Below are 26726 nucleotides of genomic sequence, written 5' to 3'. Positions count from 1 at the left end.
AGTAGGCTCCGGCCATGTCGCGGCCTGACCAGCAGGAACCCATCGTCTTCGAGCTGCACACCGGGCCGGACGCGGGTAGCGAGGAGAGCGGCGCGGACCCGGACGGTTCCCCCGGCCGGCGCGCGCCCCGGCTGCCCCGCCTCTCACGGCGAACCTGGCTGGTCGCCGTCGCGGCCGTCGCCGTCGTGGTGGTGGGCGTCACCGCCGTCGACCTGGTGCGCGACGGCCGTCGGGCCGAGCTCATGCGCACCTCGCCCATCGGGGTGGCGTCGCTCGACGAAGCGCTCGCGAAGGCCTGGACCGTGCCGTTCGACGTCCCTGCCCCGGACGGGAGCCAGACGTTCGTGGACCTGCAGCTCGTGACCATGGACGGGCTGCTCGTGGTGCCCCCGGGCGCCGCACAGCGCTACGTCGGGACGGGCGACTCCGCCCGCGTCGGGTTCGAGGACGTCGTGGCCGTCGACCCGGGCTCGGGCGAGGTCGCCTGGCGGGTGCCCGTGGCCGCGAACCCCGTGTGCGGGCCGTCCGGCTACGACGCGTCGGTGTCGACCGACGCGCTGGTGTGCGTGCAGGGTCCGGCGGACGCGCGCGAGGTGCTGACGATCGCGCCGGACGGCGGCACGCGGAGCCGGCCGGCGGACCTGGCGGCCGGCGAGCAGATCTTCCCCGGGCCGGACGGCACGGCGGTGCGGGTGGTCCGGACCGGTGACGCCGCCGAGGAGGCGGTGTGCGATCTGGGCGCCTGCACGCCGTCCGTCCTCACCCAGGGGCGCGACGTGCTGGTCACCGCGGAGGACGCCGCGACCGGGGCCGAGCGGTGGACGAGCACCGTCGAGTTCGCGCCCGCGGACACGATCAACTGTCAGCAGGTGGGCAACGAGCTCGAGCAGGGGAGCGTCGACGCGGACCAGGTCACCGTCTACACCAGCGCCGAGAGCGTCACCGTGGACGGCTGCGGCATCTGGGGCGCGCTGTCGACGCGGGGCGTCCGGCTCGACCTCGCGACCGCCCCCGACGCCGAGGTCCAGGTCGACGTCGGCACCGGCCTGCCCACGCACGGCTGGGTGACCGAGCTCGGCCCGGACCTCTTCGGCGTCGAGTCCGACCCCATGCGGACCGTCGTCGTGGACGGCGCGGGGAAGGTCCTGCGCACCCTGGACGGCTGGCTGCGGGGCGGGAACATGTCCCCCGACGCACCCGACGACCTCTGGTTCGTGACGACCCGGTCGGGCGGCTACGGGTTCGTGGCGGTGCGCGAGGACGGTTCGGTGGCCTGGAAGGACCTGAACAGCCAGAGCATCCTGCTCCTCGGCCGCGACGTGGTGGTCGCGGACCGCGGGGCCACGGTGGTCGGGCTGGCCCGGGACACGGGCGAGGAGCTCTGGTCCTGGGAGAGCGGTGACATGGCGGGCCTGTCCCGCTACCGCGCGCTGACCGACGGCGAGACCGTGGTCCTGGAGCACCAGCGACAGGAAGGCACCGGCCCGGGCGTGCTCGTGGCGCTCGACCTCGGCACGGGCGAGCAGGTCTGGGACGCGCCGCTCGCGGGCTCCGCCGTCGCCGTGGACGGGCACGTCGTGGAGGTCGGTCCGGAGGGCCTCGCCGGCCTCGGATGACCTCCCGCGAGGGGCTGATCCGAGGCCCTGGGCGGCGTTACGCTCGCCGCATGGCGCGCGAGCCGGACGAGGGCGCCGCGTACGTCTTCGACCTGGTCGACGACGACGCGGCCGAGCCGGGCGTGCTGCCGGGGGCGACCCGGGTGGACGGTCCGGACGGTCCGGAGCGCCCCGACGGCCGGCCCGGTGGCGACGGCGCCTGGGCGGACGGGCCGGCGCCGTCGGGCGGCCAGGTCGTGACGTGGCGCCGCGCGGCGCCGCTCCTCGCGCTGCTGGCGGTGGCGCTGGGCACGGGCCTGGCGGTCGACGGCGCGCGCGATGCCGCCCGGATGGAGCGGATGCGCGACGTCCCCGGGGGCGTCGCGGACCTGTCCGCACCGCTCGACGAGACCTGGGCCTGGCAGGGCAAGGTCGACCTCGGCGAGGGCATGACCGACGTCGCGGTGCTCGGCGGCGACCTGGTGTTCGAGTCGGAGGGCGAGCTGGTCGCGCTGGACCCGGCCACGGGCGAGGAGTCCTGGACCGTCGAGCTCGGCCCGGGCCCGGAGTGCGGCCCCACGGTGTCGCCGGTGTGGGACGACCCGCGGACGCCGGCGCTCGTGTGCCTCCAGGAGCGCGGCCGCGAGACCGAGGTGGTCGTGGTGCGGGCCGGCGGCGCGACGTCGGCCCCGCGCCTGCTCCCCGACACGGACACCGCCCGGTACGGGCAGCCGCACACCGGGCCGGACGGGACGGTGCTCCGCGCGCGGCGCGTCGGGCCCGAGACGCCGCTGGCCGAGGACGTCCGGTGCGACGAGTCGGGCGACTGCACCGGGCAGATCGTCGACGGGCGAGACCTGGTGCTCCGCGCCGAGGACGCCGTCACGGGCGAGGAGCGCTGGAGCGTGACCGTGCCGTTCCGCACCACGGAGGCCGGCCAGTGCACCAGTACGTTCAGCGCGGCCTGGGGCAGCTCGGAGAACCGCATCCACCTCAGCGGGCAGCTCGCCCCCGAGGCCTTCGGCGCCCGCGTCCGGGCCGACCTCGTGAACGTGGAGGGCTGCGGCGTCCAGGCCGCCGTCACGTCGTCCGGGGCGCTGCTCGGCAGCCGCCTCGAACCGGGTGCGAGCGTGGTGGGGCGGCTCGACTCCGGCGGATACCTGGGGATGACCTGGGACGACGTGACCCGCACGCTCCTGTACGACGCCGACGGCGTGACCACGGGCGAGGTCACGGGGTACGTGATCACCGCGAAGTCCACGGACGAGACCGGCCCGGCCACCCTGCTCGCGATCGACGAGCCGCGGCGCCGCCTGTCGGCCCACGAGGCCGACGGGACGGCGCGATGGGACATCGCGCTCCAGTCCGGCGGGCAGGAGTTCCTCGCCCAGGTGGGCGAGACGGCGGTGATCACCACCGGGGCGGGGACGGTCCGGGGCCTGGACCTGGCGACCGGCGAGGAGCGGTGGACCTGGGACGGCTCGGACCCCGACGTGACGGCCGAGGGCGGCTACTTCGGCACCGCCTACGTGGTCCAGTCGTTCACCGACGGCGAGGTCGTGCTCCTGCTGGCCGAGGGGAACGGCAGCGTGGCGCGGGGCATGGTGGCGCTCGACGCGGGCACCGGCGAGGTGGTCTGGGACGAGGCCGGGGGCGGGCCGGGCACCACGCTCGACCCGCACGACGGCGACGTCGTGCGGCAGGGGGTCACCGGCGACCTGATCGCGGTGGACGGGCACCTGATGGAGGTCGGGTCGGTGGGCGTCCGCGGTCTCGGGTGAGCCGCGGGCGGCTCCGGCATACCCTCGACCTCATGGCGCGAGAACCGGGCGATGGCGGTCGGCTCGTCTTCGACCTGGTCGACGACGCCGCGGGGTCCGCGGTGCCCGTCCCCCGGTCCGGCTCCGGCGACCTGCCCCTCCCGGACGACGACGAGGGCGGCGCCGGCCCCGACGCGGGCGCCGGTCCCGACGTGGGCGGGACGTCGAACGGGCGGCTGCGCGTCCTCGTCCCGGTCGCCGCGGTGCTCGCCGTCGTGCTCGGGACGGGCCTGGCCGTCGACGGCGCGCGCGACGGCGCGCGGATGGAGCGGATGCGCGACGTCAGCGGCGGCGTCGGGGACGTGTCCGGCCCGCTGGCGGAGACGTGGCGATGGGAGGGCCTGGTCGGGTCCCGGGCGGCGATCGACGAGGGGCGCGGCAACGAGGTGGCCGTGCTCGGCGACGTCCTCGTGTTCGAGTCCGACGGGGAGCTCGTCGCGCTGCGCCCGGCGACCGGCGAGGAGGCATGGACCGTGCCGCTGGGGGAGAACCCGGACTGCGGCCCGTTCGGGGCCGCGGGCTGGGCCCGGACGACCACGCCGTCCCTGGTGTGCCTGGAGGGCTCCGGTGCGGACCGGGCGGTCACGACGGTCGGGCCCGACGGCGTCGTCTCGGCCCGGCGGGAGCTCCCGGCCGCGGAGACCGACCGGTTCGGGCTGCCCCGGCCAGGGCCCGACGGCACCGTGCTGCGCGCACGGCGGGCGGGACCCGGGTCGGCCGTGGACCTGGGCGACGCGCGGTGCACGGACACGGGCGAGTGCTCCGGCACGGTGCTGGACGGCCAGGGCCTCGCGCTCCGCGCGGAGGACGCCGTCACGGGCGCCGAGCGCTGGAGCACGGTCGTCCCCTTCCGGCCCACCCGGGCCGACCAGTGCAACAACTGGCTCGGCTCGACCTGGGACGGCGCGGGCAGCGCCGTGGACCTCGCGCAGATGATCGACCCGCGGGTCTTCGGCGCACGGATCGGCGCCGACCTCGTGCAGCTCTACGGCTGCGGCATCGAGACCGCCGTCACCCCGGGCGGGGTGCCGCTCGGCACGGACATCGAGCCGGGGACGGGCGGTGTGACCAGCCTCGTGACGGGCGGGTACACCGGGTTCACCTTCGAGGGCATGGTGCGGACCGTCCTGTACGACGGCGACGGCGCCGTCGTCGGCGAGATCGAGGGGCACGCCCTGGAGCCGGGGGTGACGGACGGCGAGGGTCCCGGCGTGCTGCTGGCCATGGACACGGCCGGCCCGCGGCTGCGGGCCTACGAGACCGACGGGACGCCCCGCTGGGACGCCACGACGGGCTCCGGCGGTCAGCTCTTCCTCGCCCAGGTGGCCGGGACGATGCTCGTCATGACCGGGGCCGGCGACGTGCGGGGCCTGGACGCCGCGACCGGCGAGACACGCTGGGTGTGGGACGGCGCGGACGGCGCCGACGGCCGGTACCCCGAGGACCTCTTCGTGTCTCGCACGTTCACGGACGGCGAGTCGGTGCTGCTGCTCACCGAGAACGGCTCCGGCGGCGGCGGCCTGGTGGCGCTCGACGCGGCCTCGGGCGAGGTCGTCTGGGAGCAGCACGGCGACGCGGCGGTCACCGGCGGCAAGTACCAGGGGTTCGACACGTCCCTCGTCGCCGTGGACGGGCACCTGCTGGAGGTCACGCCGTCGGGTGTCCGCGGCCTGGGCTGACGGGGCGGCGCGGGCGGCCCGCGCTCTGGGTGAGCGGACGGCCCGTGCGGCATACGCTCGGTGGTATGGCTCGTCACGCGGACGACGACGACGCTGTCGTCTTCGACCTGGTGGACGACGAGGGACACCGCGCCGCGTCGCCGGCCCCGCCGCCGGCCGGAGGGCCGCGCCCGGCGGACGACCCGGCACGGGCCACGGTCTGGCGACGGCGCACGCTCGTGGGCGCCGTCGTGGTCGCGGCGGTGCTGGGCACCGGGCTCGTCGTCGACGGCGTGCGCGACGCCGCGCGGGCCGAGCAGATCAGGTCCGTGCGCGGCGGCGTCGTGGACGTGTCGGCGCCGCTCCACGAGGTGTGGGCGTGGGCCGGCGCCGTCGGCTCGCGCCGGGCGTTCGTGCAGGGGGAGGGCAACCAGGTCGCCGCCCTCGGCCCCTACCTGGCGTTCGAGTCCGACGACGGGCTGCTTGCCCTGGACGCGTCCACCGGCGAGGAGGGCTGGACCGTACCGCTCGGCGAGGACCCGGACTGCGGGCCGACCGGCTATCTGGGCTGGTCGGAGGTGGCGACCGACGTCCTGGTCTGCCTCCAGGGCTCCGGGGCCGGGCGCGAGGCCTTCACCGTGGGGCCCGACGGAGTGCCCTCCGCGCCTCGCACGCTCGACGCCGGCGACGAGGAGCGGTACGGGTACGCGCGGCCCGGCCCGGACGGGACCGTGCTGCGTGCCCGGCGGATCGGGCCCGAGCCGGCGGACGGGAACGGCGCCCAGTGCCCGGACGAGGGGGAGTGCAGCGGGACGGTCGCGGCCGGCCGGGACCTGCTGCTGCGCGCCGAGGACGCCCGGACGGGTGCGGAGCGCTGGAGCGTCGTCGTCCCCTTCCGGGCGATGGCGGCCGAGGGCTGCCGCGCCGGACCACTCCTGCCCTGGGACCGCGCGGACGACATCGTGCGGTCCGGCGAGCACCTCGACCCCGAGGGGTTCGGCGCGCGGATCGAGCCGGGCCTCGTCCAGGTGTGGGGGTGCGGCTTCCGGGCCGGCGTCACCGCGGACGGCGCCGTCCTGATGATGGAGGGCGTGCCGGGCTTCGCGTCGGTGGCCGGCCTCGACACGGGCGGGTACGTCGCGCAGACGATCGCCCAGCGGTACGACGGCAGGATGGACAGCGCCCTCTACTCCCCGGACGGCGAGGCGGTCCGGAAGGTCGCCGGGACCCTGAACCGCCCGCAGACCACCGACGATCCCGGTTCGGCCACGCTCCTCTCGACGGAACCGCCCGGGGGACGGCTGCGCTCGTACGCGGCGGACGGGACGGAGCGCTGGGACGTCGCGGTGCGGGACGGCACGGCCCAGTTCCTCGCCCAGGTGGACCGGACGGTGGTGACCACCACCTGGGCCGGGGGCGTGCGCGGGCTGGACCTCGACACGGGCGCGGTCCGCTGGACGTGGCGCACGCAGGGCAGCCTGTACGACTGGTCGTACGAGAGCAGCTACGTGTCCCAGGCCTTCACCGACGGGCAGTCGGTGCTGATGCTCCTGGAGAGCGGGAGCGGCGACCAGGGGCTCGTGTCGCTCGACGTGGCCTCGGGCGAGCTGGTCTGGGACGGGACGTCGTCGCACCTCCTCACCCCGAAGCCGGACACGATGCTGCTCGCGGTGGACGGGAACCTGCTCGAGGTCTCCCAGTACGGGGTCAAGCGGCTGGGCTGACCCGCGCTGCCGCCGCCGATGTCGGTGAGCCGTCCTAGGGTGGCCCCATGGTGAGAATCGGCGCGCACGTTGACCTGGCCGACGCGATCGGGGCGGCCAAGGCGCTCGACGCGGACGCGGTGCAGGTGTTCCTCAGCGACCCGCAGGCCTGGAAGGTCCCCGACCTGCCCTACGAGGGCGGCGCGGAGGCGCTCCGGGCCGACGCCGCGGCGGCCGACGTGGACCTCTACGTGCACGCGCCGTACGTCATCAACGTGGCGTCGACCAACAACCGCATCCGGATCCCGAGCCGCAAGCTGCTGCAGCAGATCATGGACGGCGCGTCGGCGATCGGCGCCAAGGGCGTCGTGGTGCACGGCGGGCACGTCACCGCGAACGACGAGCCGGCCAAGGGTTTCGACAACTGGCGCAAGGCCATCGACGCGCTGGAGACCGACGTCCCGGTGCTCATCGAGAACACCGCGGGCGGCGACTACTCCATGGCCCGCCGGCTGGAGCGCATCGAGCAGCTCTGGGCCGCGGTGACCGCGGCGAACGGCGGCGACGCCGTCGGCTTCACGCTCGACACGTGCCACGCGTGGGCCGGGGGCATCGACCTCGCGACGGCCGCCGACCAGATCCGGGCGATCACGGGCCGCATCGACCTGGTGCACGCCAACGACTCGCGCGACGAGGTCGGCTCGGGCGCGGACCGGCACATCAACTTCGGCCGGGGCCTGATCCCCGAGGAGCTGCTGGTGGGCGTGATCGCCGCCGCGGGCGCCCCCGTCATCTGCGAGACCAAGGGCGAGATGGCCCCGGACATCGCGTGGCTGCGGGAGCGGCTGGGCTGACCCGACCGGCCCCGGTGGCCGCGCGGGCCGGGGCGACCTGGCAGGATCGGACACATGGCGACGACGCAGCGGGTAGTGGTCACGGGCGCGAGCGGCAAGCTCGGCCGGTTCGTGGTGGAGCACCTGGTGGACTCCGGGTACGACGTGGTCGCGACCGACCGCGTGGCGCCCCCGGAGGGCAGCCGCGGTCACTTCACGGTCGCTGACCTGACCGACCTGGGCCAGGTCGTCGAGCTCCTGTCCGGCGTGGACGAGGGCCGGGCGGCCGACGCCGTCGTGCACCTGTCCGCGATCCCCGCGCCCGGCCTGGCCACCAACGCCGCGACCTTCCGCAACAACGTGCCCAGCACGTACAACGTGCTGCGGGCCGCCCAGGTGCTGGGCATCCGGAACGTCGTGACGGCCTCCTCCGAGACGGTGCTCGGCCTGCCGTTCGACGTGCCGCCGCCGTACGTCCCGGTGGACGAGGAGTACGACGTGCTGCCGCAGTCCACCTACTCCCTCGGCAAGTCGCTCGAGGAGGAGACGGCCCGGCACTTCACGCGCTGGGACCCGGAGCTGAAGGTGGCCGCGCTGCGGTTCTCCAACGTGATGCGCCCGGAGGACTACGCCCGCTTCCCGTCCTGGCAGGACGACGCCGCGGCCCGGCGCTGGAACCTGTGGGGCTACATCGACGGTCGCGACGGGGCGCAGGCGGTGCGCCGCGCGCTTGAGGCGGACTTCACGGGGTTCGAGGCGTTCGTCATCGCCAACGACGACACCGTGATGGAGCGCGACTCGGCCGACCTGGTGGCCGAGCAGTTCCCCGGCGTCCCGGTCCGCCGTCCGCTGCAGGGGCGCGAGACGCTGCTGAGCATCGACAAGGCCCGCCGGGTGCTGGGCTACGCGCCGCGGCACTGCTGGCAGGACGAGGTCTGACGCCGGCGGCTACACCCCGGCCGCGCGGGGCGCGCTGCCGACGACGGCCCGGCAGCTCCGCAGGAACGAGGCGCCGACCCGGGACGGGTCACCGAGGTAGCCCGCGACCATGACGCCGTCGCGGAGGAGCATCAGATCCTCCGCGACCGCGGCCGGCTCGGCGAGCCCCAGGGGGGCGACGAGCCGCTCGAACGCGCGCACCCACCACCCGCGGTGCTCGTCGACGACCTTGCGGACGGGACTGTCGGGGTCGGGGTACTCGGCCGCGGCGTTGATGAACGGGCACCCGCGGAAGCCGGGGGTGCACGCCGCCGCCCCGGTGTGGTCGGCCATCAGGCGCAACGAGACGTCGACGTCGCCGTCGCCGTGGGCGATGGCCCCGTCCACGCCGGCGCGCTCCTGTGCCGCCCGGTGCTCCAGGTAGGCGACCACGAGGTCGTCCTTGCTCTGGAAGTGCCGGTAGAACGTCACCTTCGTGGTGCCGGCGCGCTCGATCACCTTGTCCACGCTCACGGCCCGCAGGCCGTGCGCGTAGAAGAGCTCGTTCGCCGCCTCGATCAGGCGGTCTGACATTGATCCGCGCACGGTCGTGATCATACGTGGCCCCTTTTCTCCGTCCCCTTGCGCTCGACGCCCGAGGATGTGTACTGTCCCGGTAGGTAGAGTTACTAGTCAGTCTACCTAGACACATGGCCGGGCGGATCAATTCCCGCCCGCGCCGCTACCGAGGGGAACTCACATGTCCACCACCGTGGAATCAGCGTCGGCCGTTGCCACGGCCCGAGCGCTGCGGAAGCTGTACTTCGTCCGGTTCGGCTTCGCGATCGTCTGGGCGGCACTGCTGTTCGTCGTCGGAGGCAGCCTGGGCCCGGTCGCGATCGGGCTGCTGGTGCTCTACCCGCTGTTCGACGTCGCGGCGGCCGTGACCGACCTCCGGTCCACGACGACCGCGCGTCCCACGGTGGGCCTGTACTTCAACATGGCGCTGAGCCTGGCCACGGCCATCGGCCTGGGCGTCGCCGTCACCTCCGGCATCCCCGCCGTGCTGCGGGTCTGGGGCGTCTGGGCGATCACCGCCGGCCTCGTGCAGCTCATCGTCGCGATCCGGCGCTACAAGCTCGGCGGCCAGTGGGCCATGATCCTCAGCGGCGGCATCTCGGTGTTCGCCGGTACCGGCTTCTTCATGATGGCCGGCGGTCCGAACGCGGCCCTGACCTCGCTGGCCGGGTACGCCACGCTCGGCGGAATCTTCTTCCTGGTCTCGGCGTTGCGCCTGGGCCGCGTCATCAAGAAGGAGAGCTGACATGCCCGAGAACGTCTTCGACGTCGTCGTCATCGGTGCCGGACCCGTCGGTGAGAACGTCGCCGACCGCGTGGTCCAGGGCGACCTGACCGCCGCCGTCGTGGAGCGCGAGCTCGTGGGCGGAGAGTGCTCCTACTGGGCCTGCATGCCCACCAAGGCGCTCCTGCGCGACGCCGCCGCGCTGCGCGCCGCGCGCAGCCTGCCTGGCGCCCGCGCCGCCGTGACCGGTGAGCTCGACACCGCCGCCGTCCTGGCCCGGCGCGACGCGTTCGCGGCGCACTGGCACGACGACGGCCAGGTCGACTGGCTGCAGGGCGCGGGGATCTCCCTGTTCCGCGGCGCCGGCCGGATCAGCGCCACCCGCACCGTCGAGGTGACGGACGCCGACGGCGGCACGACCGTGCTCACCGCGCGGCATGCAGTGGTCGTCGCGACCGGCAGCAGCGCCGCCGTCCCGCCGATCCCTGGCCTGGCCGACGCCGCGCCGTGGACCAGCCGTGAGGCCGCGTCGGCCCAGGCCGTCCCCGGACGGCTCGCGGTCATCGGCGGTGGCGTCGTGGGAACCGAGATGGCCACCGCGTTCTCCGCCCTCGGCGCGCAGGTCACGCTGATCGCCCGCGACGGGCTGCTGCCCAGCGTGGAGTCGTTCGCGAGCGACCTCGTGGCCGAGTCGCTCAAGGCGGAGGGCGTGGCGCTGCACCTGCGCACCCAGCCGGTGGACGTCCGGCGTGACGACGAGGGCACGGTGCACGTCGCGCTCGCGGACGGCACGAACGTCACCGCCGACGAGGTGCTCGTCGCGACGGGCCGCCGGCCCAGCACGGACTCGATCGGCCTGGAGAACGTCGGGCTCACCCCCGGCGACTGGCTGGCGGTCGACGACTCCCTGCGGGTGCTCGGCGCCGACGGCGTGCCGGTCGGCGACGGCTGGCTCTACGCCGCGGGCGACGTCAACCGCCGCGCGCTCCTGACGCACCAGGGCAAGTACCAGGCCCGAGCCGTGGGCGACGCCATCGCCGCCCGTGCCAAGGGCACGCCCGTCGACGTCGGTCCCTGGGGCCGGCACGCCGCCACGGCCGACGAGCGCGCCGTGCCGCAGGTGATCTTCACCGACCCCGAGATCGCGAGCGTCGGCCACACCGCCGCCTCCGCCGAGGCCGCGGGGCTGCGCGTGCGCTCCGTCGAGTACGACCTGGGCGCCGTAGCCGGTGCCTCGCTGCACGCCGACGGGTACACCGGCCGGGCCGCCATGGTCGTCGACGAGGACCGCAAGGTGCTCGTCGGGTTCACCGCCGTGGGCCCCGACGTGGCCGAGCTGCTCCACGCGGCGACGATCGCGGTCACCGCCGAGGTGCCGATCGACCGGCTGTGGCACGCCGTGCCCGCCTACCCCACCGTCAGCGAGGTGTGGCTCCGGCTCCTGGAGACCTACGGGCGGTCGGCGTAGGCGGTACGCGGCCGGGCAGGGCGATCTGGTCGGGGGTCCTGATCTCCGACCACGCCCGTGCCCGGGGGAGCCGGTGGATCGTGATGTCGGTGGGCCGCGTGCCCGCCGGCTCCACGGGCGGCATCGCGAGCACGTCCGCGCCGGCCAGGGGGCCGAGGCCCAGCCGGGTCAGCGCCGCGACGTCGCGCACCGGCACCTGGTAGGTGCGGAACGGGCCGAGCGGCGGGATCTCGTCCCTGGCCAGGGCCTGGGCGGTGATCTCGTACAGCCGGGCGTCGTCGAGCTGGGGCGTCTGGTCCAGCACGAACGCCGTCGCCCGCAGCGCGCCGGGTGCGACGCCGGCGGGGCCTTCGGTGGCGGGGCCGGGCGCGCCGGCCGGGTCCACCCAGGCGACGACCTTCCAGAACAGGCGCGGCAGGCGCACCCCGCGGTACGGCGGGTCGTCGGCGGCGAAGACGGGGCCGGTGTGGACGGCGAGGCGGCGGTCGTGCGCCGCGGCGTACCGCAGCACGTGGTCCTCGAGCCCGTTCCAGAGCTCCTTGGACTGGTTGAACCTGTTCACCTGCGGCGCCGCGTTGGTGTAGGTGAACGTGTCGTGGTTCGCCCGCGCGGCCGTCTCGGCGTCACCCCAGACGGGGTCGAGACGGCGCACGAGGTGGCCGCGGTCCAGCGGGTTGCCCGCGTAGAGCTCGCTGCCGGCCTGCTCGCCGCTCGGCACGCGGGAGTCCAGGCGCCAGCGGCCCGAACGGCGCAGCGCCTGGAGGGTGGCGCCGTCGATGGTGCACGCCGTGGCCGCGGCGAGCCGGCGGACCGGGTCGAGCAGCACGGAGAAGTGGGTGTAGTCGAGGACGCGCAGCTCGGCCGGGGAGACGGGGAGCGGGACGCCGAAACCGAGGAACTGTGCGTCATATCCGGTCACAGGCCGACAGCCAACCAGAGTGAGCCAGGTCATGACCAGACCAACAATCGGACGCGGTGGACGCCACAAGGCAATCTCGTCCTAGGCTCTAGCCCGTGAGTGAATCAACTCAGACCGTCCGCGGCAACGCCCGGCACGAGGTACCTGACCCGCTGCGCGAGGACGTGCGCCTGCTCGGCGGCCTTCTCGGCAGGATTCTCCGCGAGGACGGGGGGCAGGACCTGCTGGACGACGTCGAACGTCTCCGCGAGCTGACGATCCGCGCCTACGGTGACCCGTCGCCGCACGCGCTGGACGAGGCCGCCGACGTCGTGGCGTCCTTCTCCGTGGAGCGCGCCGAGCAGGTCGCCCGTGCGTTCACCTGCTACTTCCACCTCGCGAACCTCGCGGAGGAGTACCACCGGGTGCGCGTGCTGCGCGCCCGTGAGGCCGAGACGACGACCGGCCCGGCCGTCCTGGAGGACACGATCCCCGCGGCGTTCGCACGGCTCACCGAGGAGGTGGGCCGGGACGAGGCGCTGCGCCGGCTCGGCGAGCTGGAGTTCCGGCCGGTGCTCACCGCGCACCCGACCGAGGCCCGCCGTCGGGCCATCAGCGGCACCGTCCGCCGCATCTCGGACCTCCTGGCCGAGCGGGACAGCCGCCGGCTGGGCGGCGTGACCCTCGCCGAGAACGAGCGGCGCATGCTCGCCGAGATCGACACCATGTGGCGCACCGCGCCCGTGCGGACCAGCAAGCCGTCCGTGATCGACGAGGTCAAGACGGTCATGGGCGTGTTCGACGCCGTGCTCGTGGACGTGTTCGGCGACGTGTACCGCCGGCTCGACGACTGGCTCCTGGCCGAGGACGCCGGCCGCGTGGCCCCCGTGGCCAAGCCGTTCGTGAAGCTCGGGACCTGGATCGGCGGCGACCGCGACGGCAACCCGAACGTCACCGCGGAGATCACGCGGCAGGCCGCGGGCCTGGCCGCCGAGCACGCCCTCGCGGCGCTCGAGAGCCTCGCGGTCGAGACCGGGCGCAAGCTGACGCTCGACGCCGAGGGCACCACGCCGTCGTCCGACCTGAACGCGCTCTGGCGGCGCATCCGGCTCATCTCCGAGGAGGTGGCCCGGCGCTCAGAGGAGGCGTCGCCGAACGAGCCGCACCGTGCGGTCATGCTGGCGATCGCGGAGCGCATCGCCGCGACCCGGACCCGCGACGCCGACCTCGCGTACGCGAACGCGGAGCAGCTCGAGGCGGACCTGCTCGTGGTGCAGGACTCACTGGTGGCGACCGGCGCGGCGCGGGCCGCCTACGGCGACCTGCAGCGGCTGGTCTGGCAGGTGCAGACCTTCGGGTTCCACCTGGCGGAGCTCGAGGTGCGGCAGCACTCGCAGGTGCACGCCGCGGCGCTCGCCGAGATCCGCGAGCTCGGGGTGGACGGCGCGCTCGGCGACCGCACCCGCGAGGTCCTGGACACCTACCGGGCCCTCGGCGCGATCCAGGGCCGGTTCGGCGAGCGGGCCGCGCGTCGCTACATCGTCTCGTTCACGCAGGCGCCGGAGCACCTCGCAGCCGTCTACGAGCTGGCGGCGTACGCCTTCGCGGACGACCCCGACGGCGCACCCGTGATCGACGCCATCCCGCTGTTCGAGACCTTCGCGGACCTGCAGAACTCGGTGCCGATCCTGGACTCGATGCTGACGCTGCCCGCCGTGCAGAAGCGCCTGGCCGAGAACGGCCGCCGCGTCGAGGTCATGCTCGGCTACTCGGACTCGTCCAAGGACGTGGGCCCCGTCGCCGCCACGCTCGCGCTGCACGACGCGCAGTCGCGCATCGCGGAGTGGGCGCGGTCCAACGACCTGAAGCTGACCCTGTTCCACGGCCGTGGCGGTGCGCTCGGCCGCGGTGGCGGCCCCGCCAACCGCGCCGTGCTCGCGCAGCCGCCGCACTCGGTGGACGGCCGGTTCAAGCTGACCGAGCAGGGCGAGGTCATCCTGGCCCGCTACGGCGACCCGGTCATCGCGTCCCGGCACATCGAGCAGGTCGCCGCGGCGACGCTGCTGGCCTCCGCGCCGTCCGTCGAGGCGGTCAACGAGAGCGCGACGGCCAAGTTCGCCGGGCTCGCCGAGTCCCTCGACGCGACCTCGCGCGCCAGGTTCCACGAGCTGGTGAAGGCCGACGGGTTCCCGCAGTGGTTCGCGCAGGTCACGCCCCTGGAGGAGGTCGGGCTGCTGCCCATCGGGTCGCGCCCCGCCAAGCGCGGCCTCTCCGTGAACTCGCTCGACGACCTGCGGGCCATCCCCTGGGTCTTCTCCTGGTCGCAGGCCCGCATCAACCTCGCCGGCTGGTTCGGCCTGGGCACGGCGCTGGCCACGGCCGGCGACGTCGAGCTGCTGCGCGCGGCACGTGCCGAGTGGCCGCTGTTCGCGACCATGCTCGACAACGTCGAGATGTCGCTCGCCAAGACCGACGAGCGGATCGCCGCGCAGTACCTGGCGCTGGGCTCGCGCGACGACCTGGCCGAGATGGTGCTCGACGAGCTGCGCCTCACCCGGGAGTGGGTGCTGAAGATCAGCGGCAACGAGTGGCCGCTCGCCTCCAAGCGCGTGCTCGGCCGCGCCGTGCAGCTCCGGTCGCCGTACGTCGACGCCCTCTCGCTGCTGCAGGTCCGCGCGCTGCGCGGCCTGCGCACCGGGTCCGACGGCGGTTCCGCGGTGGACGGCGACTACGCCGGCCGGCTGCAGCACCTGCTGCTGCTCACGGTCAACGGCGTCTCGGCGGGCCTGCAGAACACTGGGTGAGCTGGGCTGGCCGGCGGTTCGACTTCGGTCGGTTGCCTCGAGATCGGTCGGTCGACTGACCGGTCTCAGTGCGACCGACCGAAGTCGGCACTGCTTGGGACGTCGGCACTGCTTGTGAGGTGTGAGGACCAATGGGAGAGAGCATGAGCGCGACCCTGATCGGCACGTCCCACGGGACCGACGACGCCGCCGGCCAGGCCGCCGTGCGCGCCCTGCTCGACGGCGTCCGCGTCGCCCGGCCGGACCTCGACGTGCGCGAGGCGTTCGTGGACGTGCAGCAGCCGGAGGTCGGTGACGTCCTGGCCGAGGCCGTGCGCGACGCCCGGGCCGCCGCACGTTCCGGCGGGCGTTCCGGCGGGCAGGACGACGAGGGCGGGCCCGACGCCGTCGTCGTGCCGGTGCTGCTCTCCACGGGGTACCACGTGCGGCACGACATCGCGCAGGCCGTCGCGACCGTCAACGCGACCGCCGAGGGCAGTGCGGTGGCGGCCGATCCCCTCGGCCCGCACCCGCTGCTCGTCGACATCCTGGCCGACCGCTACGCCGCCGCCGAGGCGGCGCACGGCCCGTTCCGGCCGGACGACGCGGTGGTGCTCGCCGCCGCCGGGTCCTCGGTGGCGGCCGCGGCGACGGCGGTCGAGGAGGTGGCCAGCGGGCTGGCCCAGCGCCTGGGCCGCCCCGTCACGCCGTCGTACGGTGCCGGTGCGGAGCCGCGCGTTTCGGACGCGGTGGCCGCCGCCCGCGCGGGCACGTCGGGCTCCGGCCGCGTGATCGTCGTGTCCTACCTGCTCGCCCCCGGCTACTTCCTGGACCGGGTGCTGGAGGCGGGCGCCGACGTCGTGACCGACCCGGTCGCAGGCCCGGCCGGGGCCGACAAGCCCGACCCACGACTGGTCCAGGTGGTGCTGGACCGCTACGACGCGGCCGTCAGTCCCTGAGCACGGACCCGCTCACGCCCAGCCGAACGCCGTCCGGACGCGGTCGACGCTGGAGCGCAGGCCCCACTGCGCGACGAGCGACTCCAGGGCCTCCGGGTCGGCGGGCGCCGTCGGGACCGCCGGATCGAACTCGGGCAGGGGAGCGTCCCGCGCCACCTGTACCACGACGGGCGCGACCTTCAGATACTCGTCGGCCTCCAGCAGGCGACGGCGCTGCGTGGTGGTGAGCCCCTTGTCGCCGGCGTCCCGCGCGGCGAGGATCCCGCCCAGCGTGCCGTACTGGGCGAGCAGCTTGGCCGCGGTCTTCTCGCCGACCCCCGGCACGCCCGGCAGGCCGTCGCTCGGGTCGCCGCGGAGCGTCGCCATGTCCGCGTAGGCCTGCCCCGAGGCGACGCCGTACTTCTCGGCCAGCCGCTTCTCGTCAACCACGTCGGGGTCCCGGATGCCGCGCGCCGGGTACAGCACGCGCACCCCGGCGGCGTCGTCGACGAGCTGGAACAGGTCGCGGTCGCCCGTGACGATGTCCACCGGCCCGGCGCCCTGCTCGACCGCCCGGGCGGTCAGGGTGCCGATGACGTCGTCGGCCTCGTAGCCGGGCACGCCGACGCGCGCGATGCCGAGCGCCGCCAGCACCTCCTTGATGACCGGCACCTGCGCGAGCAGCGTCTCGGGCACCTCCTCGATGCCCGTGGTGCCGGGCACCTCCTGCGCGACGCGGTGCGCCTTGTAGCTCGGGATCGCCTCGACGCGGAAGGCGGGCCGCCAGTCGTCGTCCCAGCACGCGACCATGCGGTCGGGGCCGTGCGTCGTGGCGAGCCACGCGATGGTGTCCAGCAGGCCGCGGACGGCGTTCACGGGTACGCCGCTGGGGGCGCGCAGCGAGTCGGGCACGCCGAAGAACGCGCGGAAGTACAGCGAGGCGGAGTCGAGGAGCATGAGGCTCATGCTGCGAAGCCTGCCACGCACCACCGACAAGCGGGCTGTCGAGCGAGAATGCGGGACAAATACGGCTAAATGCCCGCGGAAGGTCGGTTCTGGCCCGGTGTGCCCGTAGTGTCCGACCATGACAAGCAAAGAACAGCAGGTGACCGAGGTCATCGAGGGCCTCGGCCTCGGGATGGCGGCGGTCGGCACGACCCGCGTGACCTCCGCGAAGGCGGATCTCGAGCGTGCCCTGAGCCACGCGTGGTCGGGCTGGGAGCACAGCGGGGACTACCCGCTGATCGAGCGGGTCCAGAAGCCGGAGAACGAGCTCCGGGCCGGGATCTTCGGGTCGAACCGGCGGACGAACGCCGCGGTCGTCTGGCGGGAGCGCGGCGACTCGTACGTCGTCGACATCGCGCTGGTGAACCGGACGCCGGAGGAGGCAGCGCGGTTCGTCGGCCGGCGGCCGCTCGGGGAGTGGGTGCTGCTGGCGGAGCTCTTCCTCGGCGCGCTCAACCCTGGCGACGTACCGGTGGGCGACGTCACGGTGTGAACAGGCCGCCCACCGCCACGCCCGCGGTCGCCGCGAGCACCGTCACCAGCAGCGTGCCCAGGGTGTTCGTCAGCGCGAGCCGGAGCCGGCCGGACCGGGCCAGTCGTACTGATTCCATCGTGGCCGTGGAGAACGTGGTGTAGCCGCCGCACAGGCCCGTGGTCAGGGAGAACTGCACCAGCTGCGCGACGTCGGGGGACACCCCGTACCAGGACAGCGTGTGGGTCAGGGTCGAGAACACGCCGATCAGGAACGAGCCGGTCACGTTCACCACGAACGTGCCCCACGGGAACCCGCCGTTGTGCCGGGCCCTGACCTCGCCGTCGACCACGAACCGGGCGGCGGCGCCCAGGCCGCCGCCGACGGCCACGAGGAGCAGTGCGAGCATCCCTGTCACCTGCCCTTCCGGCGCCGGTCGGCGCGTGCCGCCAGCGCGATCCCGCCGAGGCACGTCGCCGTGCCGCCCACGAGGGTGAGCGTCACGTACAGCAGCGCGAGCCACGCCATGTCCTGGCCGATCAGCATCTGGACCTCCAGGGCGAACGCCGAATAGGTGGTAAACCCGCCGAGCACGCCCGTGCCGATCCCGAGGCGGATCTTGCGGCGCCGGACGGTCTCACGGCCCCGGCGGGCGAGGGCCTCCAGGAGGTAGCCCAGCGCGAACGCGCCGGCGAGGTTCACCAGGAGGGTCCCGATCGGGAACCAGAGAATCGTGTGGCCCGCGTCCGGGAACAGGTAGGTCAGCGGCGTCAGCAGGATTCCGGACCAGATGCCGACGAAATAGCGCGCGACCGAACCGCCCGCGCCACCCAGCGCGACCAGGCCGACGTACCGCCAGTCGCGGTGCGGTGCTCGTGTCACGCGGCGTTTTCCCTCGTGGAGGTTCGAAAGGTCTGGGACGAACCTACCGCTCACGGGGCCGACATCGTCTCGGGGAGCACCAGGACGGGGCGCGACTGGTTGTGGATGAGCCGCCCCGCGACGGTCCCGCTCACGAGGCTGGTCGTCCAGCCGCGCAGGCCCGAGCGGTGGGCGCCGACGACGATCATCGCCGCCCCCACCTCGTCGGCCACCCGCCCCAGCTCGGCCGCCGGGTCGCCGGCACCGCGCCGCGCGCACCAGGGAAGGCCGACGTCGGCCATCGCCCGGTTCAGCCCGGCCAGGACGTCGGCCCCGTAGGCGTCGGAGGGCACGGCGATGTCCGGATCCACCGACACGGTGAATCCCCGGGAGTTCGAGACGGCTGTCTCGTCGACCCACACGCACACGAGCTCGATCAGGCTTCCACCCAGCGACTGGACGAGCGACGCTGCCCGCCGAGCCAGGTCCGGGTGCTTGTGGTCCACGCCGACCACCACGGATCGCACAGTCACCCTGACGAGGGTATGGCCAAAACGTCAGTCGAGGTGGTCCGGCAGGCCGAATCGGGGGAACCACTTCTCCGTGTCGATGAAAGTGGTGATGCCGGTGATGTGCTTGCCGTCGTTCTCCAGCACCACGATCCCCCACGGGTAGTGGCCGCCCTTCGGGTCCGCCCGGTACTGGGCGAACCCCGGGGTGCCGTTGACGTGGATCGGCATGCAGCGCGAACCCTCGCACCCGTTGCCGGGCCCGGTCATCCACGCCTGGATGTTCTCGATGCCCGCCAGCCACATCGCGTACGGCGGCATGTTCATCACCGCGTCCTCGCGCAGCAGGTTGGCCAGCGCGGTCATGTCGTAGCGCTCGAACGCCGCGACGTACCGCTCCAGGAGCTCGGTCTCGTCGGCCGACGCCTGCGCCGGCGCCTCCGAGGTGCCGGACCGGTCGGGGGCCTTCTCGGCGAGCGTGGCCCGCGCCCGCTGGAGCGCGCTGTTCACCGACGCCACGGAGGTGTCGAGCAGCGTGGCCACCTCGGCGGCCGGCCAGCGCAGCACCTCGCGCAGGATCAGCACCGCCCGCTGCTTGGCCGGCAGGTGCTGCAGCGCCGCGACGAACGCGAGCCGCACCGACTCCCGCGCGACGGCGGTGTCCGCGGGGTCGCTCGCGCCGGGGAGCACGTGCTCGGTCGGGACCGGCTCCACCCACGCGTACTCGGGCAGCACCATCGTCAGGCTCTCCTCGACCGGGTCGGCTGCGGCGCCGAGGCCCATCGGGCGCTCCCGCTTGGCGCGGCTCGAGCCGAGCTGGTCGAAGCAGACGTTGGTGGCGATCCGGTACAGCCAGGTGCGGAGCGAGGACCGGCCCTCGAACCGGTCGTACGAACGCCACGCGCGCAGCAGGGTCTCCTGCACGGCGTCGTCGGCGTCGAACGTGCCGCCCAGCAGGCGGTAGCAGTATCCGGTCAGCTCGCGGCGGTACACCTCGAGCTGAGCGGAGAGCTCGGCCCCGGCCAGGTCCTCACCGGTGCTCTGCGTGGGTTGTGACGCTGTCTGTGCCATAGCTCACACCGTACGCGGAGCCACTGACACGCTCTCGTGGATTCGACCCTGACCGAAGCCCGGGGCCCAAGTTCACCCGAGGTCGAGCTCGAACCAGACGGTCTTGCCCGTCCGCCGGCCCTCACGCGGGGGTCCGTGCCGGTGGCTCGGGCGCGGCGCCCCGCCGTGCCGGTCCACGCCCCACCGCGACGCGAGCCGTTCGAGGAACTGCACGCCGCGGCCGCCGAACTCGGTGACCGCCGGGTCGCGCAGCTCGGGCTGCACGGTCGACGAGTCGCGCACCCCCACCCGCAGCCGGTCCAGGTCCACCTCGACCGTGGCGGTGAACGGCGCCTGCCCGTGGTCGACAGCGTTGGTCAGCACCTCCGACGTCAGCAGCATCACCGTGCGGCGCAGCGGCATCGGCACCCCGCAGCTCTCCAGCACGTCGTCGACCCAGATGCGGGCCGGGCCGACGTCCAGCAGCGACGGGGCCAGCTTGCGCTCCGCCGTGGCGGGGCGCCCGAGGGACGGCGGGCCCGACGGCGCCGCCGCCCGGACGCGGACCGCGAGCACGGCGACGTCGTCCCGCTGGTCGTCCGAGGCGAGGCGGCGCACGAGGGTGACCGGCAGCGCCGCGGTGGCCGTGTCGCCGAGCGCGCCGAGCGTCTTCTGCAGGCGGTTCAGCCACTGGTCGGGGGTGGTGCCGCGCTGCTCGGCGAGGCCGTCCGTGTACAGCAGGAGCGTGTCGCCGGGATGCAGCGCCGTCACGTGGTCGGTGCGCTTCGACGTGGGCCGCACGCCGAGCATCATGTCCGGGAGCACCGAGAGGCGCTCGACCGTGCCGTCCTCGCGGAGCACGAGCGGCGGCGGGTGCCCGGCGGTGGACCAGGTGAGCTGGTACGCGCCGGCGACCCGCTCCAGCCGGGCCACCACGGCGGTCCCGCTGGCGAGCAGGCCCAGCCCGGAGTTGGCCTTGTCCAGCAGCGACAGCAGGGCCGACGGCGACTCGTCGTGGCTCCACGCGAACGCCCGCAGCAACGACCTGAGCTGGCCCATCTTCGCCGCGGCGCGCATGTCGTGGCCGGTCACGTCGCCGATCATGAACATGGTCGCGTCGTCGTCCACCGCCACGGCGTCGTACCAGTCGCCGCCGATCTGGTCGGAGCGCGTGGCGGGTGAGTAGGTCGCCGCCATGTCGAGGTGCGCCACCTCGGGCAGCCGGCTGAGCATCGCCCGCTGCAGGGTCTTCGCGGACTCCCGCCGCTCCTCCAGGAGCCGGGCCCGCTCCAGCGCGTGGCCCGTGTAGTGGGCCAGCCCGGTCTGGAGCGCGTAGGAGTCCTGGTCGGGCCCGCGGTCGTGCTCCCAGGCCAGCATGATGACGGCGACCACGGCGCCGGCCGTCACCACGGGCAGGTAGGCGCGGGCGCCGACCTCCGGGTCGCAGAACTCCTCCTTCCCCGGGAAGGCCGAGAACAGCTCCTCGCCGGTGCGGAAGAAGAGGGGCCGGCCGGTGCGGGCCGCCTCGGCGAGGGGACGCTGCTCGTCGAGCTTGGTCTGGCGCAGCCGCTGGGGGAACTGCGGCTCGGCGTGGACCAGGGACCGGTAGGTGATGCCGCGGCCGTCGGCGTCCGCGAGGGCGAACGCGCAGTACCGCGCGCCGATCCCGGCGGTGCCGACCTCCACGATGACCTCTTCGACCTGGTCCATCGTGTTGGCGTTCGCGAAGGCCTCGCTCAGCGAGAGCAGGAACCGGCTGCGTCGGTTCGCCCGGACGGCGGTCTCCTGGATGCGGCGTGCGCGCTCGCGCTCGGCGCGCAGGCGCAGCTCGGCTGTGCAGGCCGCGGCGAGGTCGGCGAGGGAGTCCAGGTCGTCCTGCGACCACTCGCGGGGCTGATCGTCCACGGCGCACAGCGCGCCGACCGCGCGCCCGCGCAGGTCGAAGACGGGGTAGCCGGCGAGTGCGACCAGGCCCATCTCCCGGACCAGGTAGTTGTCGCACAGCAGCGGGTCCGCGCGGGCGTCCACCGTGACGACCGGCTCGCCGCGCGCCGTGATGACGTTGGTCAGCGTGCCCGGGTGCTGCAGCAGCCGGTTGGACTGCATCGGCTCCGGCACCCCGGACGCTCCCGCGAGGACCTGGCCCTCCCGGACCACGAAGTAGACGACGGCGGCCGGGACCCGCAGGTGCCGCCGCACCAGGCGAGCAAACCGGTCAAAGGCCTCATCCGCTGTGGGAGCAGCGAGACCGACGTGCTCGAGGTCTCGCAGCGCCTGGAGGTCCGTCGGCATCCCATCAGTATTGCGAGAGAAGGACGCGTGCGCGACAGATGTACCGGATGTGTCCCTTTTGCGCCGGGCAGGTAGCCTGCCCGTTCCCGGTCACACCTCGAGCAGACCGCGCTGGTGGGCGACGCTTACCGCCTCCGCCCGGCCCGAGGCGCCGAGCTTGGCCAGCAGGTTGGACACGTGCACGCTCACCGTCTTGGTCGAGATGAACAGCCGCTCGCCGATCTGCCGGTTGGACAGCCCCTGCGCAACCAGGCCGAGCACCTCCTCCTCGCGCTCCGTGAGGGTCGACGCCGTCGCGCGGCGGACCCCCGGCAGGTCGAGCCGCGCCCGCCGGGCGAGCGCCCGGACCGCGTCGGCCAGGGGCTGTGCGCCCATGTCCTCCGCGGCCGAGAGCGCCTCGGCGGCCTCGACCTCCGCGGCCTGCCGCTCACCGGCGCCCAGCAGGGCCTCGGCCCACCGGTAGCGCGAGCGCGCCACCTCGTAGCGGTACCCGAAGTCGAAGGCGTTCACGGTGTCCTGCCAGCTCGCGGCGGCCTCCCGCCACAGGTCTGCGGCCGCCCGCTCAGCGCTGCCGGCACCCGCGGTGCTGCCCACGACCGCGTGGAGCCGGGCGTTCTCGGCGGCGGCCCGCTGGAGCCAGGCCCGTCCCTCGGGGCCGAGCACGCCGCCGCGAGGACGCCCGCGCTGCGCCGTCTCGCGGGCGATCGCGAGGAGCGCGTCCCCGGCGTCGAGGCGTTCGGCCGCGCGTGTCTCCACGGCGGTGGCGGCGGCCGAGCCGGGGGCACCCGCGCGGCCCGCGGACCGGTCGGCCTGCGCGGCGTCGGCCAGGGCCGCGATCGCCAGTGCGGACAGCCAGATCCGGCCCAGGAACACCTCGGTCCACACCTCGCCCAGGTGGTCGGTGATCCGCACCGCCAGGGCCGCGGCGTCGTCGTACCGGCCCGCCCAGGTCAGGGCGTCGACCAGGCTGCCGCCGCCGATCAGGGCGATCTGGCCGTCGCTCTGCCAGTGGTCGAAGAGGGCTTCGCCGCGCGGGATGGCGTCGGCGTCGCCGCGCGCCACCGCCGCGTACATCTGGGTGGCCTCCAGCACGTGCTTGTGCGTGGCCGGCACCCCGCCGGCGGGTCGCGGCGACAGGTCGCCGCGGAAGTAAAGCATGACCTCCTGCAGGATCCGGAGGTTGACGGTCGGCGTGCTCCAGGCCAGCCCGAGCTCCTCGGCCCGGGCGAGCGCGTGCTCCACCCGCTGCTGGGCGGCCTCGAGCTCGCCCGCGTAGAACCGGTTGGCCGTGGCGTTGTAGAGCGTGCGCATCTCCGTGAGCACGTCCCCGGCCTCGGTCGCCGCCGTACGGGCCTCGTCGAGGAGTGCCGCCGCCCGGTCCGGGTCGGCCACGTCGAGCACGGCGAGGGTCGAGAGCGCCGCGGCGAGGGCGCCGGGCTGCCCGACGGACCGCGCCTCCTCGATGGCGCACTGCGCGTGCCCGCGGGCGTCGTCGTCCAGGTCGATGATCATCGTGACCCGCGCCAGCAGCGCGTTGGTCCAGATCCGCTCCGGGCTGCGCTCGGGCAGCATCTGGAGGGCGGCCCGGAGGTCCTCGATGGCCGCCTCGACCTGGCCGGGCACCTCGTCCCAGGTGGGCAGGTCGAGGTACCGGTGCACGAGCACGTGCCGCAGCCCGGCCCGGCGCATGGGATCGACGGCCCCGTCGACCGCGCGCTGCGTCAGCTTGACCGCCCGCATCGGGTCGCCGGCGCGTGCTGCGGCCTCGCCCGCCGCTACCGCGACGTCGACCCGGTCGCGGCCGATCCGCTCCTCTGCGTCCGGCACGGACTCCCACAGGGCGAGCACCTGCTCCCAGTGCCTGAGCTCCTCCTCGGGGGCGAGCAGCCGGCGGGCCCGCAGGGCGGCGTCGCGCGACGCGGACAGCGCCGCGGGCAGGTCGTGGCCCTCGTAGGCGTGGTGGGCGCGCTCGGCCGCGCTGCCGATCGGCATGCCGTCGGGCCCGTCCTGCTCGATGACCGCGAGGTAGGCGCGGTGCACCGACGACCGCTCGCCCGGCAGCAGGTCGGCGTACAGGGCCTCGGCGAGCAGCGCGTGCCGGAACTCCAGGTGGACGCCCGACACGACGAGCACCTGCTGGGTCACGGCCTCGCGCAGTGCGGCGTCGACGTCGTGCGCGCCCCAGCGGGCGGCCGCGGCCCGCAGCAGCTCCTCGCGCACGCGGCGTCCGGCGACCGACGCGATGCGCAGCACCTGCTGCACCTCGGGGTCCAGTCGTTCCAGCCGGGTGCGGAGCACCTCGGTGAGCGTCCAGGGCAGGCTGGCGGAGTCCGGCCCGGCGTCCAGGAGCTCTTCCGCGAAGAAGGCGTTGCCCTCGGACCGGTCCAGCACGTCGGCGAAGCCGGCGGCGGGCAGGGGCCGGCCGGCCAGGGCGGTGGTGAACTCGCGCAGCTCGTCCTCGGTGAAGGGCTGCAGGTCGATCCGCTCCACGTGCTCCAGCCGGGACAGCTCGGCGAGCAACGGGCGCAGCGGGTGCCGGCGGTCGACGTCGTCCGCCCGGTAGGTGACCACGAGCAGGACGTTCTCGGAGCGGGCGCGGGCGGCGAGGAAGCGCAGCACGTCGCGCGTCGACGCGTCGGCCCAGTGCGCGTCCTCGACGACGAGCACGAGCGGGCGCTCGGGCGCGCCGGCGACCGCCAGGCTGCGCGCGATGCCCTCGAAGAGCTGGAGCCGTTCGTCGTGGTCGGCGTCGGCGCTGCTGCCGGGCTCCAGGAGCCGCCACAGCGCCGGCCGCTCCGCGACGAGCTCGGTGACCCGCGCGGCGGCGTCGGGCCCCGCGGCCCCGGCCTGCAGCTGGGTGAGGGCCTCCGTGAAGGGGAGGTAGGGGATGCCGACCTGGCCCAGGTCGACGCAGTGCACGACGACGGCGCTGGCCCCCGCCTGCTCCGCCGCCTGCGCGACGTGGCCGATGAGGCGGGTCTTGCCCACACCGGCGTCGCCGCCCACGAGCACGAGGCCCGGGCGGCCTGCCGAGGCGCGACCCACCGCCAGCAGGAGGGAGGCAACCTGCTCCTGCCGGGAGACCAGGGGGATCGTCGTAGACCGTCGCACCTGCACATCGTGCCACCGGTCACTGACAATCCCCCTGGCCTGGCCTTTCTCTGGTTCTGCCGAGCCGGCGCCCAGGGCGCCGGCGCCCACCGTCGTCACGCGAACAGGCCGTGCCGCTTGGCGGTTGCCGGGCGCATGCCCGCGATGCCCTTCCTGATCTGCTCCGTGCGGTTCGCACGTGCGGCGCGCCGCTCCAGGCGGGCGGCACGGTCCGCCGCGGTCGGCCGCTTGCTGCGCCAGGCGTTCTTGGCCTGGCTCTGTCGGTACTCGATCTCCGCGTCGACCGCGGGTCCCCACAACGACATGATTCCTCCGATGTCCCCGGCGGGCCGTGTGCCCGTCCGGCTGATGAGGAAGACACTCGTCCTGAGTCGCGGGGGTGCGGATCGGGAGGTCGGCCAGTCCTGGCCGACGGGGTACCTCAGTGCGGCGTCTGAGGTACCCCCGCGCGGGCCTGAGGTGGCCCTGAGGTGCCTTAGTGCACCTCAGGGCCGCCGGAACGCGCCTCGGCGGACGCTCGAGATGCCCCGCGGGCCGCGCGGCGAGACACTGGGCGGGCGAGATTCAGGGAGTTCACAGCCCCACTATTGCGATCTACGTCACAGCAGACGCACACTGGAAGTAGCAGCGGACCCAATTCGGGGGTGGATCGTGACCGGAACCGAAGCTGGAACGTACGACATCTTGCCCATGCTGGGCCGTGGGAAGCACCGCAACCCCAAGAAGGGCGCGTGCTTCATGGAGCTCGCCTCCTTCCTCGCGGGGGAGAAGTGGAGCGACCATCCAGCCTGCACGCACCCGCTCATCGCGATGCTGGCGCGCGCGGTGAACGACCTGACGGCGGACCACGCCCGCCCGCAGCTCGCGCCGCTCATCCCATCGGTCATCGGCCTGACCAGCACCGACCCGCGCTGGGACGTGCGGATCGCGCTGCGCGCCGCGCAGACGGCGCTGCCGGTGTCGCCCGCGGACCGGCAGCAGACGCTCGCCGTCGCCGTCCTCGGCTCCGAGCGCATGCTCGACGTCCTGGAGGACCGTCCGGCAGGCACCCTCGCACCGGAGAGCAAGGACGCGCTGGCGGCCGTACCGAAGACGGCGGCCTGGGCCGAGAGGTTCTGCGCCGGCACCAGCGTGCGGCCCAAGAGGTTCGTCCGTGACGCCGCGCCGAGCGTGGTCTCCACCGCGGTGCAGGGCATCTCGGAGGCGTTCGTGCCGGACGTCGACGCACGCCTGAGGAACCTGCTCGCAGCAACTATTGCCGATGCGCGCCGCTGGGCCGGGGACGCGGACGACGACGCCCGCACGCTCGACCCGCTGGCGTGGGGCCCGGTGGTCAAGGCGGCTCCGACAACTGCCTGACACACCTGGCCGGACAGGGGGAACCGGGGGGGGGGGGGAGAAGGGGGGGGGGGGGGAGGGGGAGAAGCCACCCCCAAAGAGGGGAACCCACCCCCCACACCACCAAGAACACAGTCTGACGCCTGGCCCGACGCCCGGTTCCAACCCCTG

22 protein-coding genes are annotated in these 26726 nt (G+C 74.3%); 12 read left to right on the top strand and 10 right to left on the bottom strand.

The window, feature by feature from the left end:
- The first annotated feature begins 14 nt into the window (after positions 1-14).
- The 6 genes from ACFV9Q_RS15230 (at position 15) to ACFV9Q_RS15205 (ending at position 8548) form a co-directional block, all read left to right on the top strand.
- Complete coding sequence (locus ACFV9Q_RS15230) at positions 15-1616, top strand: PQQ-binding-like beta-propeller repeat protein (RefSeq protein WP_377235092.1); 1602 nt, start codon at positions 15-17, stop codon at positions 1614-1616.
- Positions 1617-1666: 50 nt separating this feature from the next.
- Complete coding sequence (locus tag ACFV9Q_RS15225; RefSeq protein ID WP_377235091.1) at positions 1667-3376, top strand: PQQ-binding-like beta-propeller repeat protein; 1710 nt, start codon at positions 1667-1669, stop codon at positions 3374-3376.
- A 32-nt stretch (positions 3377-3408) separates the two neighbouring features.
- Complete coding sequence (locus ACFV9Q_RS15220) at positions 3409-5094, top strand: PQQ-binding-like beta-propeller repeat protein (RefSeq protein ID WP_377235090.1); 1686 nt, start codon at positions 3409-3411, stop codon at positions 5092-5094.
- 65 nt (positions 5095-5159) lie between these two features.
- A complete protein-coding gene (locus ACFV9Q_RS15215; protein ID WP_377235089.1) occupies positions 5160-6797 on the top strand; it encodes a PQQ-binding-like beta-propeller repeat protein in 1638 nt (545 codons plus the stop codon).
- A 47-nt stretch (positions 6798-6844) separates the two neighbouring features.
- Positions 6845-7630 (top strand): deoxyribonuclease IV, encoded by a 786-nt coding sequence (locus ACFV9Q_RS15210; RefSeq protein ID WP_377229567.1) that lies wholly within the window; start codon positions 6845-6847, stop codon positions 7628-7630.
- 54 nt (positions 7631-7684) lie between these two features.
- A complete protein-coding gene (locus tag ACFV9Q_RS15205; protein WP_377235088.1) occupies positions 7685-8548 on the top strand; it encodes an NAD-dependent epimerase/dehydratase family protein in 864 nt (287 codons plus the stop codon).
- 9 nt (positions 8549-8557) lie between these two features.
- Here ACFV9Q_RS15205 and ACFV9Q_RS15200 read toward each other — a convergent pair whose 3' ends face one another.
- Positions 8558-9145: a TetR/AcrR family transcriptional regulator gene (locus ACFV9Q_RS15200; protein WP_377235087.1), complete on the bottom strand. Its 588-nt coding sequence runs from the start codon at positions 9143-9145 to the stop codon at positions 8558-8560.
- A 142-nt stretch (positions 9146-9287) separates the two neighbouring features.
- On the opposite strand from ACFV9Q_RS15200, the gene ACFV9Q_RS15195 reads away from it, so the two are divergent.
- Together ACFV9Q_RS15195 and ACFV9Q_RS15190 are read left to right on the top strand one after the other, a co-directional pair.
- The gene (locus ACFV9Q_RS15195; RefSeq protein WP_377229570.1) at positions 9288-9851 is read left to right on the top strand and encodes a hypothetical protein; all 564 of its coding nucleotides are present in this window, start codon (positions 9288-9290) and stop codon (positions 9849-9851) included.
- A gap of 1 nt (position 9852) precedes the next feature.
- Positions 9853-11298, top strand: a complete 1446-nt coding sequence (locus ACFV9Q_RS15190; RefSeq protein WP_377235086.1) for a dihydrolipoyl dehydrogenase family protein — start codon at positions 9853-9855, stop codon at positions 11296-11298.
- On the opposite strand, the gene ACFV9Q_RS15185 is transcribed toward ACFV9Q_RS15190, so the two are convergent.
- A complete protein-coding gene (locus tag ACFV9Q_RS15185) occupies positions 11249-12217 on the bottom strand; it encodes a DNA/RNA non-specific endonuclease (RefSeq protein WP_377235085.1) in 969 nt (322 codons plus the stop codon). The two genes, ACFV9Q_RS15190 and ACFV9Q_RS15185, sit on opposite strands and share 50 nt — an antisense overlap.
- Positions 12218-12312: 95 nt before the next feature.
- Between ACFV9Q_RS15185 and ACFV9Q_RS15180 the strand changes: the two genes are divergently transcribed.
- A complete protein-coding gene (locus ACFV9Q_RS15180; protein WP_377235084.1) occupies positions 12313-15000 on the top strand; it encodes a phosphoenolpyruvate carboxylase in 2688 nt (895 codons plus the stop codon).
- 143 nt (positions 15001-15143) lie between these two features.
- Positions 15144-15938 carry a sirohydrochlorin chelatase gene (locus tag ACFV9Q_RS15175; protein WP_377235083.1) on the top strand — a complete coding sequence of 265 codons (795 nt, stop codon included), beginning with the start codon at positions 15144-15146 and terminating at the stop codon, positions 15936-15938.
- A gap of 12 nt (positions 15939-15950) precedes the next feature.
- Here the strand turns inward: ACFV9Q_RS15175 and ACFV9Q_RS15170 are convergent, their stop codons facing one another.
- Positions 15951-16883, bottom strand: coding sequence for a 5'-3' exonuclease H3TH domain-containing protein (locus ACFV9Q_RS15170; RefSeq protein ID WP_377235082.1), 933 nt, complete (start codon positions 16881-16883; stop codon positions 15951-15953).
- A 118-nt stretch (positions 16884-17001) separates the two neighbouring features.
- Here ACFV9Q_RS15170 and ACFV9Q_RS15165 point away from each other — a divergent pair, with 118 nt between their 5' ends.
- On the top strand, positions 17002-17415 hold the full coding sequence (locus tag ACFV9Q_RS15165; protein ID WP_377235081.1) for a hypothetical protein: 414 nt from the start codon (positions 17002-17004) through the stop codon (positions 17413-17415).
- On the opposite strand, the gene ACFV9Q_RS15160 is transcribed toward ACFV9Q_RS15165, so the two are convergent.
- The 7 genes from ACFV9Q_RS15160 to ACFV9Q_RS15130 all read right to left on the bottom strand — a co-directional run bounded on the left by ACFV9Q_RS15160 (position 17405) and on the right by ACFV9Q_RS15130 (position 25522).
- The gene (locus ACFV9Q_RS15160; protein ID WP_377235080.1) at positions 17405-17803 is read right to left on the bottom strand and encodes a fluoride efflux transporter FluC; all 399 of its coding nucleotides are present in this window, start codon (positions 17801-17803) and stop codon (positions 17405-17407) included. The two genes, ACFV9Q_RS15165 and ACFV9Q_RS15160, sit on opposite strands and share 11 nt — an antisense overlap.
- A gap of 5 nt (positions 17804-17808) precedes the next feature.
- Positions 17809-18276: a fluoride efflux transporter FluC gene (locus tag ACFV9Q_RS15155; protein ID WP_377235079.1), complete on the bottom strand. Its 468-nt coding sequence runs from the start codon at positions 18274-18276 to the stop codon at positions 17809-17811.
- A 50-nt stretch (positions 18277-18326) separates the two neighbouring features.
- Positions 18327-18788, bottom strand: coding sequence for a universal stress protein (locus ACFV9Q_RS15150; protein ID WP_377231197.1), 462 nt, complete (start codon positions 18786-18788; stop codon positions 18327-18329).
- 24 nt (positions 18789-18812) lie between these two features.
- Positions 18813-19835: a sigma-70 family RNA polymerase sigma factor gene (locus tag ACFV9Q_RS15145; protein ID WP_377235078.1), complete on the bottom strand. Its 1023-nt coding sequence runs from the start codon at positions 19833-19835 to the stop codon at positions 18813-18815.
- A 72-nt stretch (positions 19836-19907) separates the two neighbouring features.
- Positions 19908-22106 carry a SpoIIE family protein phosphatase gene (locus ACFV9Q_RS15140; protein WP_377235077.1) on the bottom strand — a complete coding sequence of 733 codons (2199 nt, stop codon included), beginning with the start codon at positions 22104-22106 and terminating at the stop codon, positions 19908-19910.
- A 90-nt stretch (positions 22107-22196) separates the two neighbouring features.
- A complete protein-coding gene (locus ACFV9Q_RS15135; protein WP_377235076.1) occupies positions 22197-25217 on the bottom strand; it encodes an AAA family ATPase in 3021 nt (1006 codons plus the stop codon).
- 95 nt (positions 25218-25312) lie between these two features.
- Positions 25313-25522: a hypothetical protein gene (locus tag ACFV9Q_RS15130; RefSeq protein WP_377231201.1), complete on the bottom strand. Its 210-nt coding sequence runs from the start codon at positions 25520-25522 to the stop codon at positions 25313-25315.
- A gap of 346 nt (positions 25523-25868) precedes the next feature.
- Here ACFV9Q_RS15130 and ACFV9Q_RS15125 point away from each other — a divergent pair, with 346 nt between their 5' ends.
- Positions 25869-26576, top strand: a complete 708-nt coding sequence (locus ACFV9Q_RS15125; RefSeq protein ID WP_377231202.1) for a hypothetical protein — start codon at positions 25869-25871, stop codon at positions 26574-26576.
- The last annotated feature ends 150 nt before the right edge of the window (positions 26577-26726 follow it).

It is taken from the genome of Promicromonospora sp. NPDC059942, from assembly GCF_042731755.1.
Classification (GTDB): Bacteria; Actinomycetota; Actinomycetes; order Actinomycetales; family Cellulomonadaceae; genus Promicromonospora.
Note: the sequence above shows the minus strand (reverse complement) of the source record. Positions and strands in the feature narration are given on the sequence as shown.

Coding starts and splice junctions, on each gene's coding strand:
- ACFV9Q_RS15230 (WP_377235092.1), top strand. CDS start 15: ATGTCGCGGCCTGACCAGCAGGAACCCATCGTCTTCGAGCTGCACACC.
- ACFV9Q_RS15225 (WP_377235091.1), top strand. CDS start 1,667: ATGGCGCGCGAGCCGGACGAGGGCGCCGCGTACGTCTTCGACCTGGTC.
- ACFV9Q_RS15220 (WP_377235090.1), top strand. CDS start 3,409: ATGGCGCGAGAACCGGGCGATGGCGGTCGGCTCGTCTTCGACCTGGTC.
- ACFV9Q_RS15215 (WP_377235089.1), top strand. CDS start 5,160: ATGGCTCGTCACGCGGACGACGACGACGCTGTCGTCTTCGACCTGGTG.
- ACFV9Q_RS15210 (WP_377229567.1), top strand. CDS start 6,845: ATGGTGAGAATCGGCGCGCACGTTGACCTGGCCGACGCGATCGGGGCG.
- ACFV9Q_RS15205 (WP_377235088.1), top strand. CDS start 7,685: ATGGCGACGACGCAGCGGGTAGTGGTCACGGGCGCGAGCGGCAAGCTC.
- ACFV9Q_RS15200 (WP_377235087.1), bottom strand. CDS start 9,145: ATGATCACGACCGTGCGCGGATCAATGTCAGACCGCCTGATCGAGGCG.
- ACFV9Q_RS15195 (WP_377229570.1), top strand. CDS start 9,288: ATGTCCACCACCGTGGAATCAGCGTCGGCCGTTGCCACGGCCCGAGCG.
- ACFV9Q_RS15190 (WP_377235086.1), top strand. CDS start 9,853: ATGCCCGAGAACGTCTTCGACGTCGTCGTCATCGGTGCCGGACCCGTC.
- ACFV9Q_RS15175 (WP_377235083.1), top strand. CDS start 15,144: ATGAGCGCGACCCTGATCGGCACGTCCCACGGGACCGACGACGCCGCC.
- ACFV9Q_RS15170 (WP_377235082.1), bottom strand. CDS start 16,883: ATGAGCCTCATGCTCCTCGACTCCGCCTCGCTGTACTTCCGCGCGTTC.
- ACFV9Q_RS15165 (WP_377235081.1), top strand. CDS start 17,002: ATGACAAGCAAAGAACAGCAGGTGACCGAGGTCATCGAGGGCCTCGGC.
- ACFV9Q_RS15160 (WP_377235080.1), bottom strand. CDS start 17,803: ATGCTCGCACTGCTCCTCGTGGCCGTCGGCGGCGGCCTGGGCGCCGCC.
- ACFV9Q_RS15145 (WP_377235078.1), bottom strand. CDS start 19,835: ATGGCACAGACAGCGTCACAACCCACGCAGAGCACCGGTGAGGACCTG.
- ACFV9Q_RS15140 (WP_377235077.1), bottom strand. CDS start 22,106: ATGCCGACGGACCTCCAGGCGCTGCGAGACCTCGAGCACGTCGGTCTC.
- ACFV9Q_RS15130 (WP_377231201.1), bottom strand. CDS start 25,522: ATGTCGTTGTGGGGACCCGCGGTCGACGCGGAGATCGAGTACCGACAG.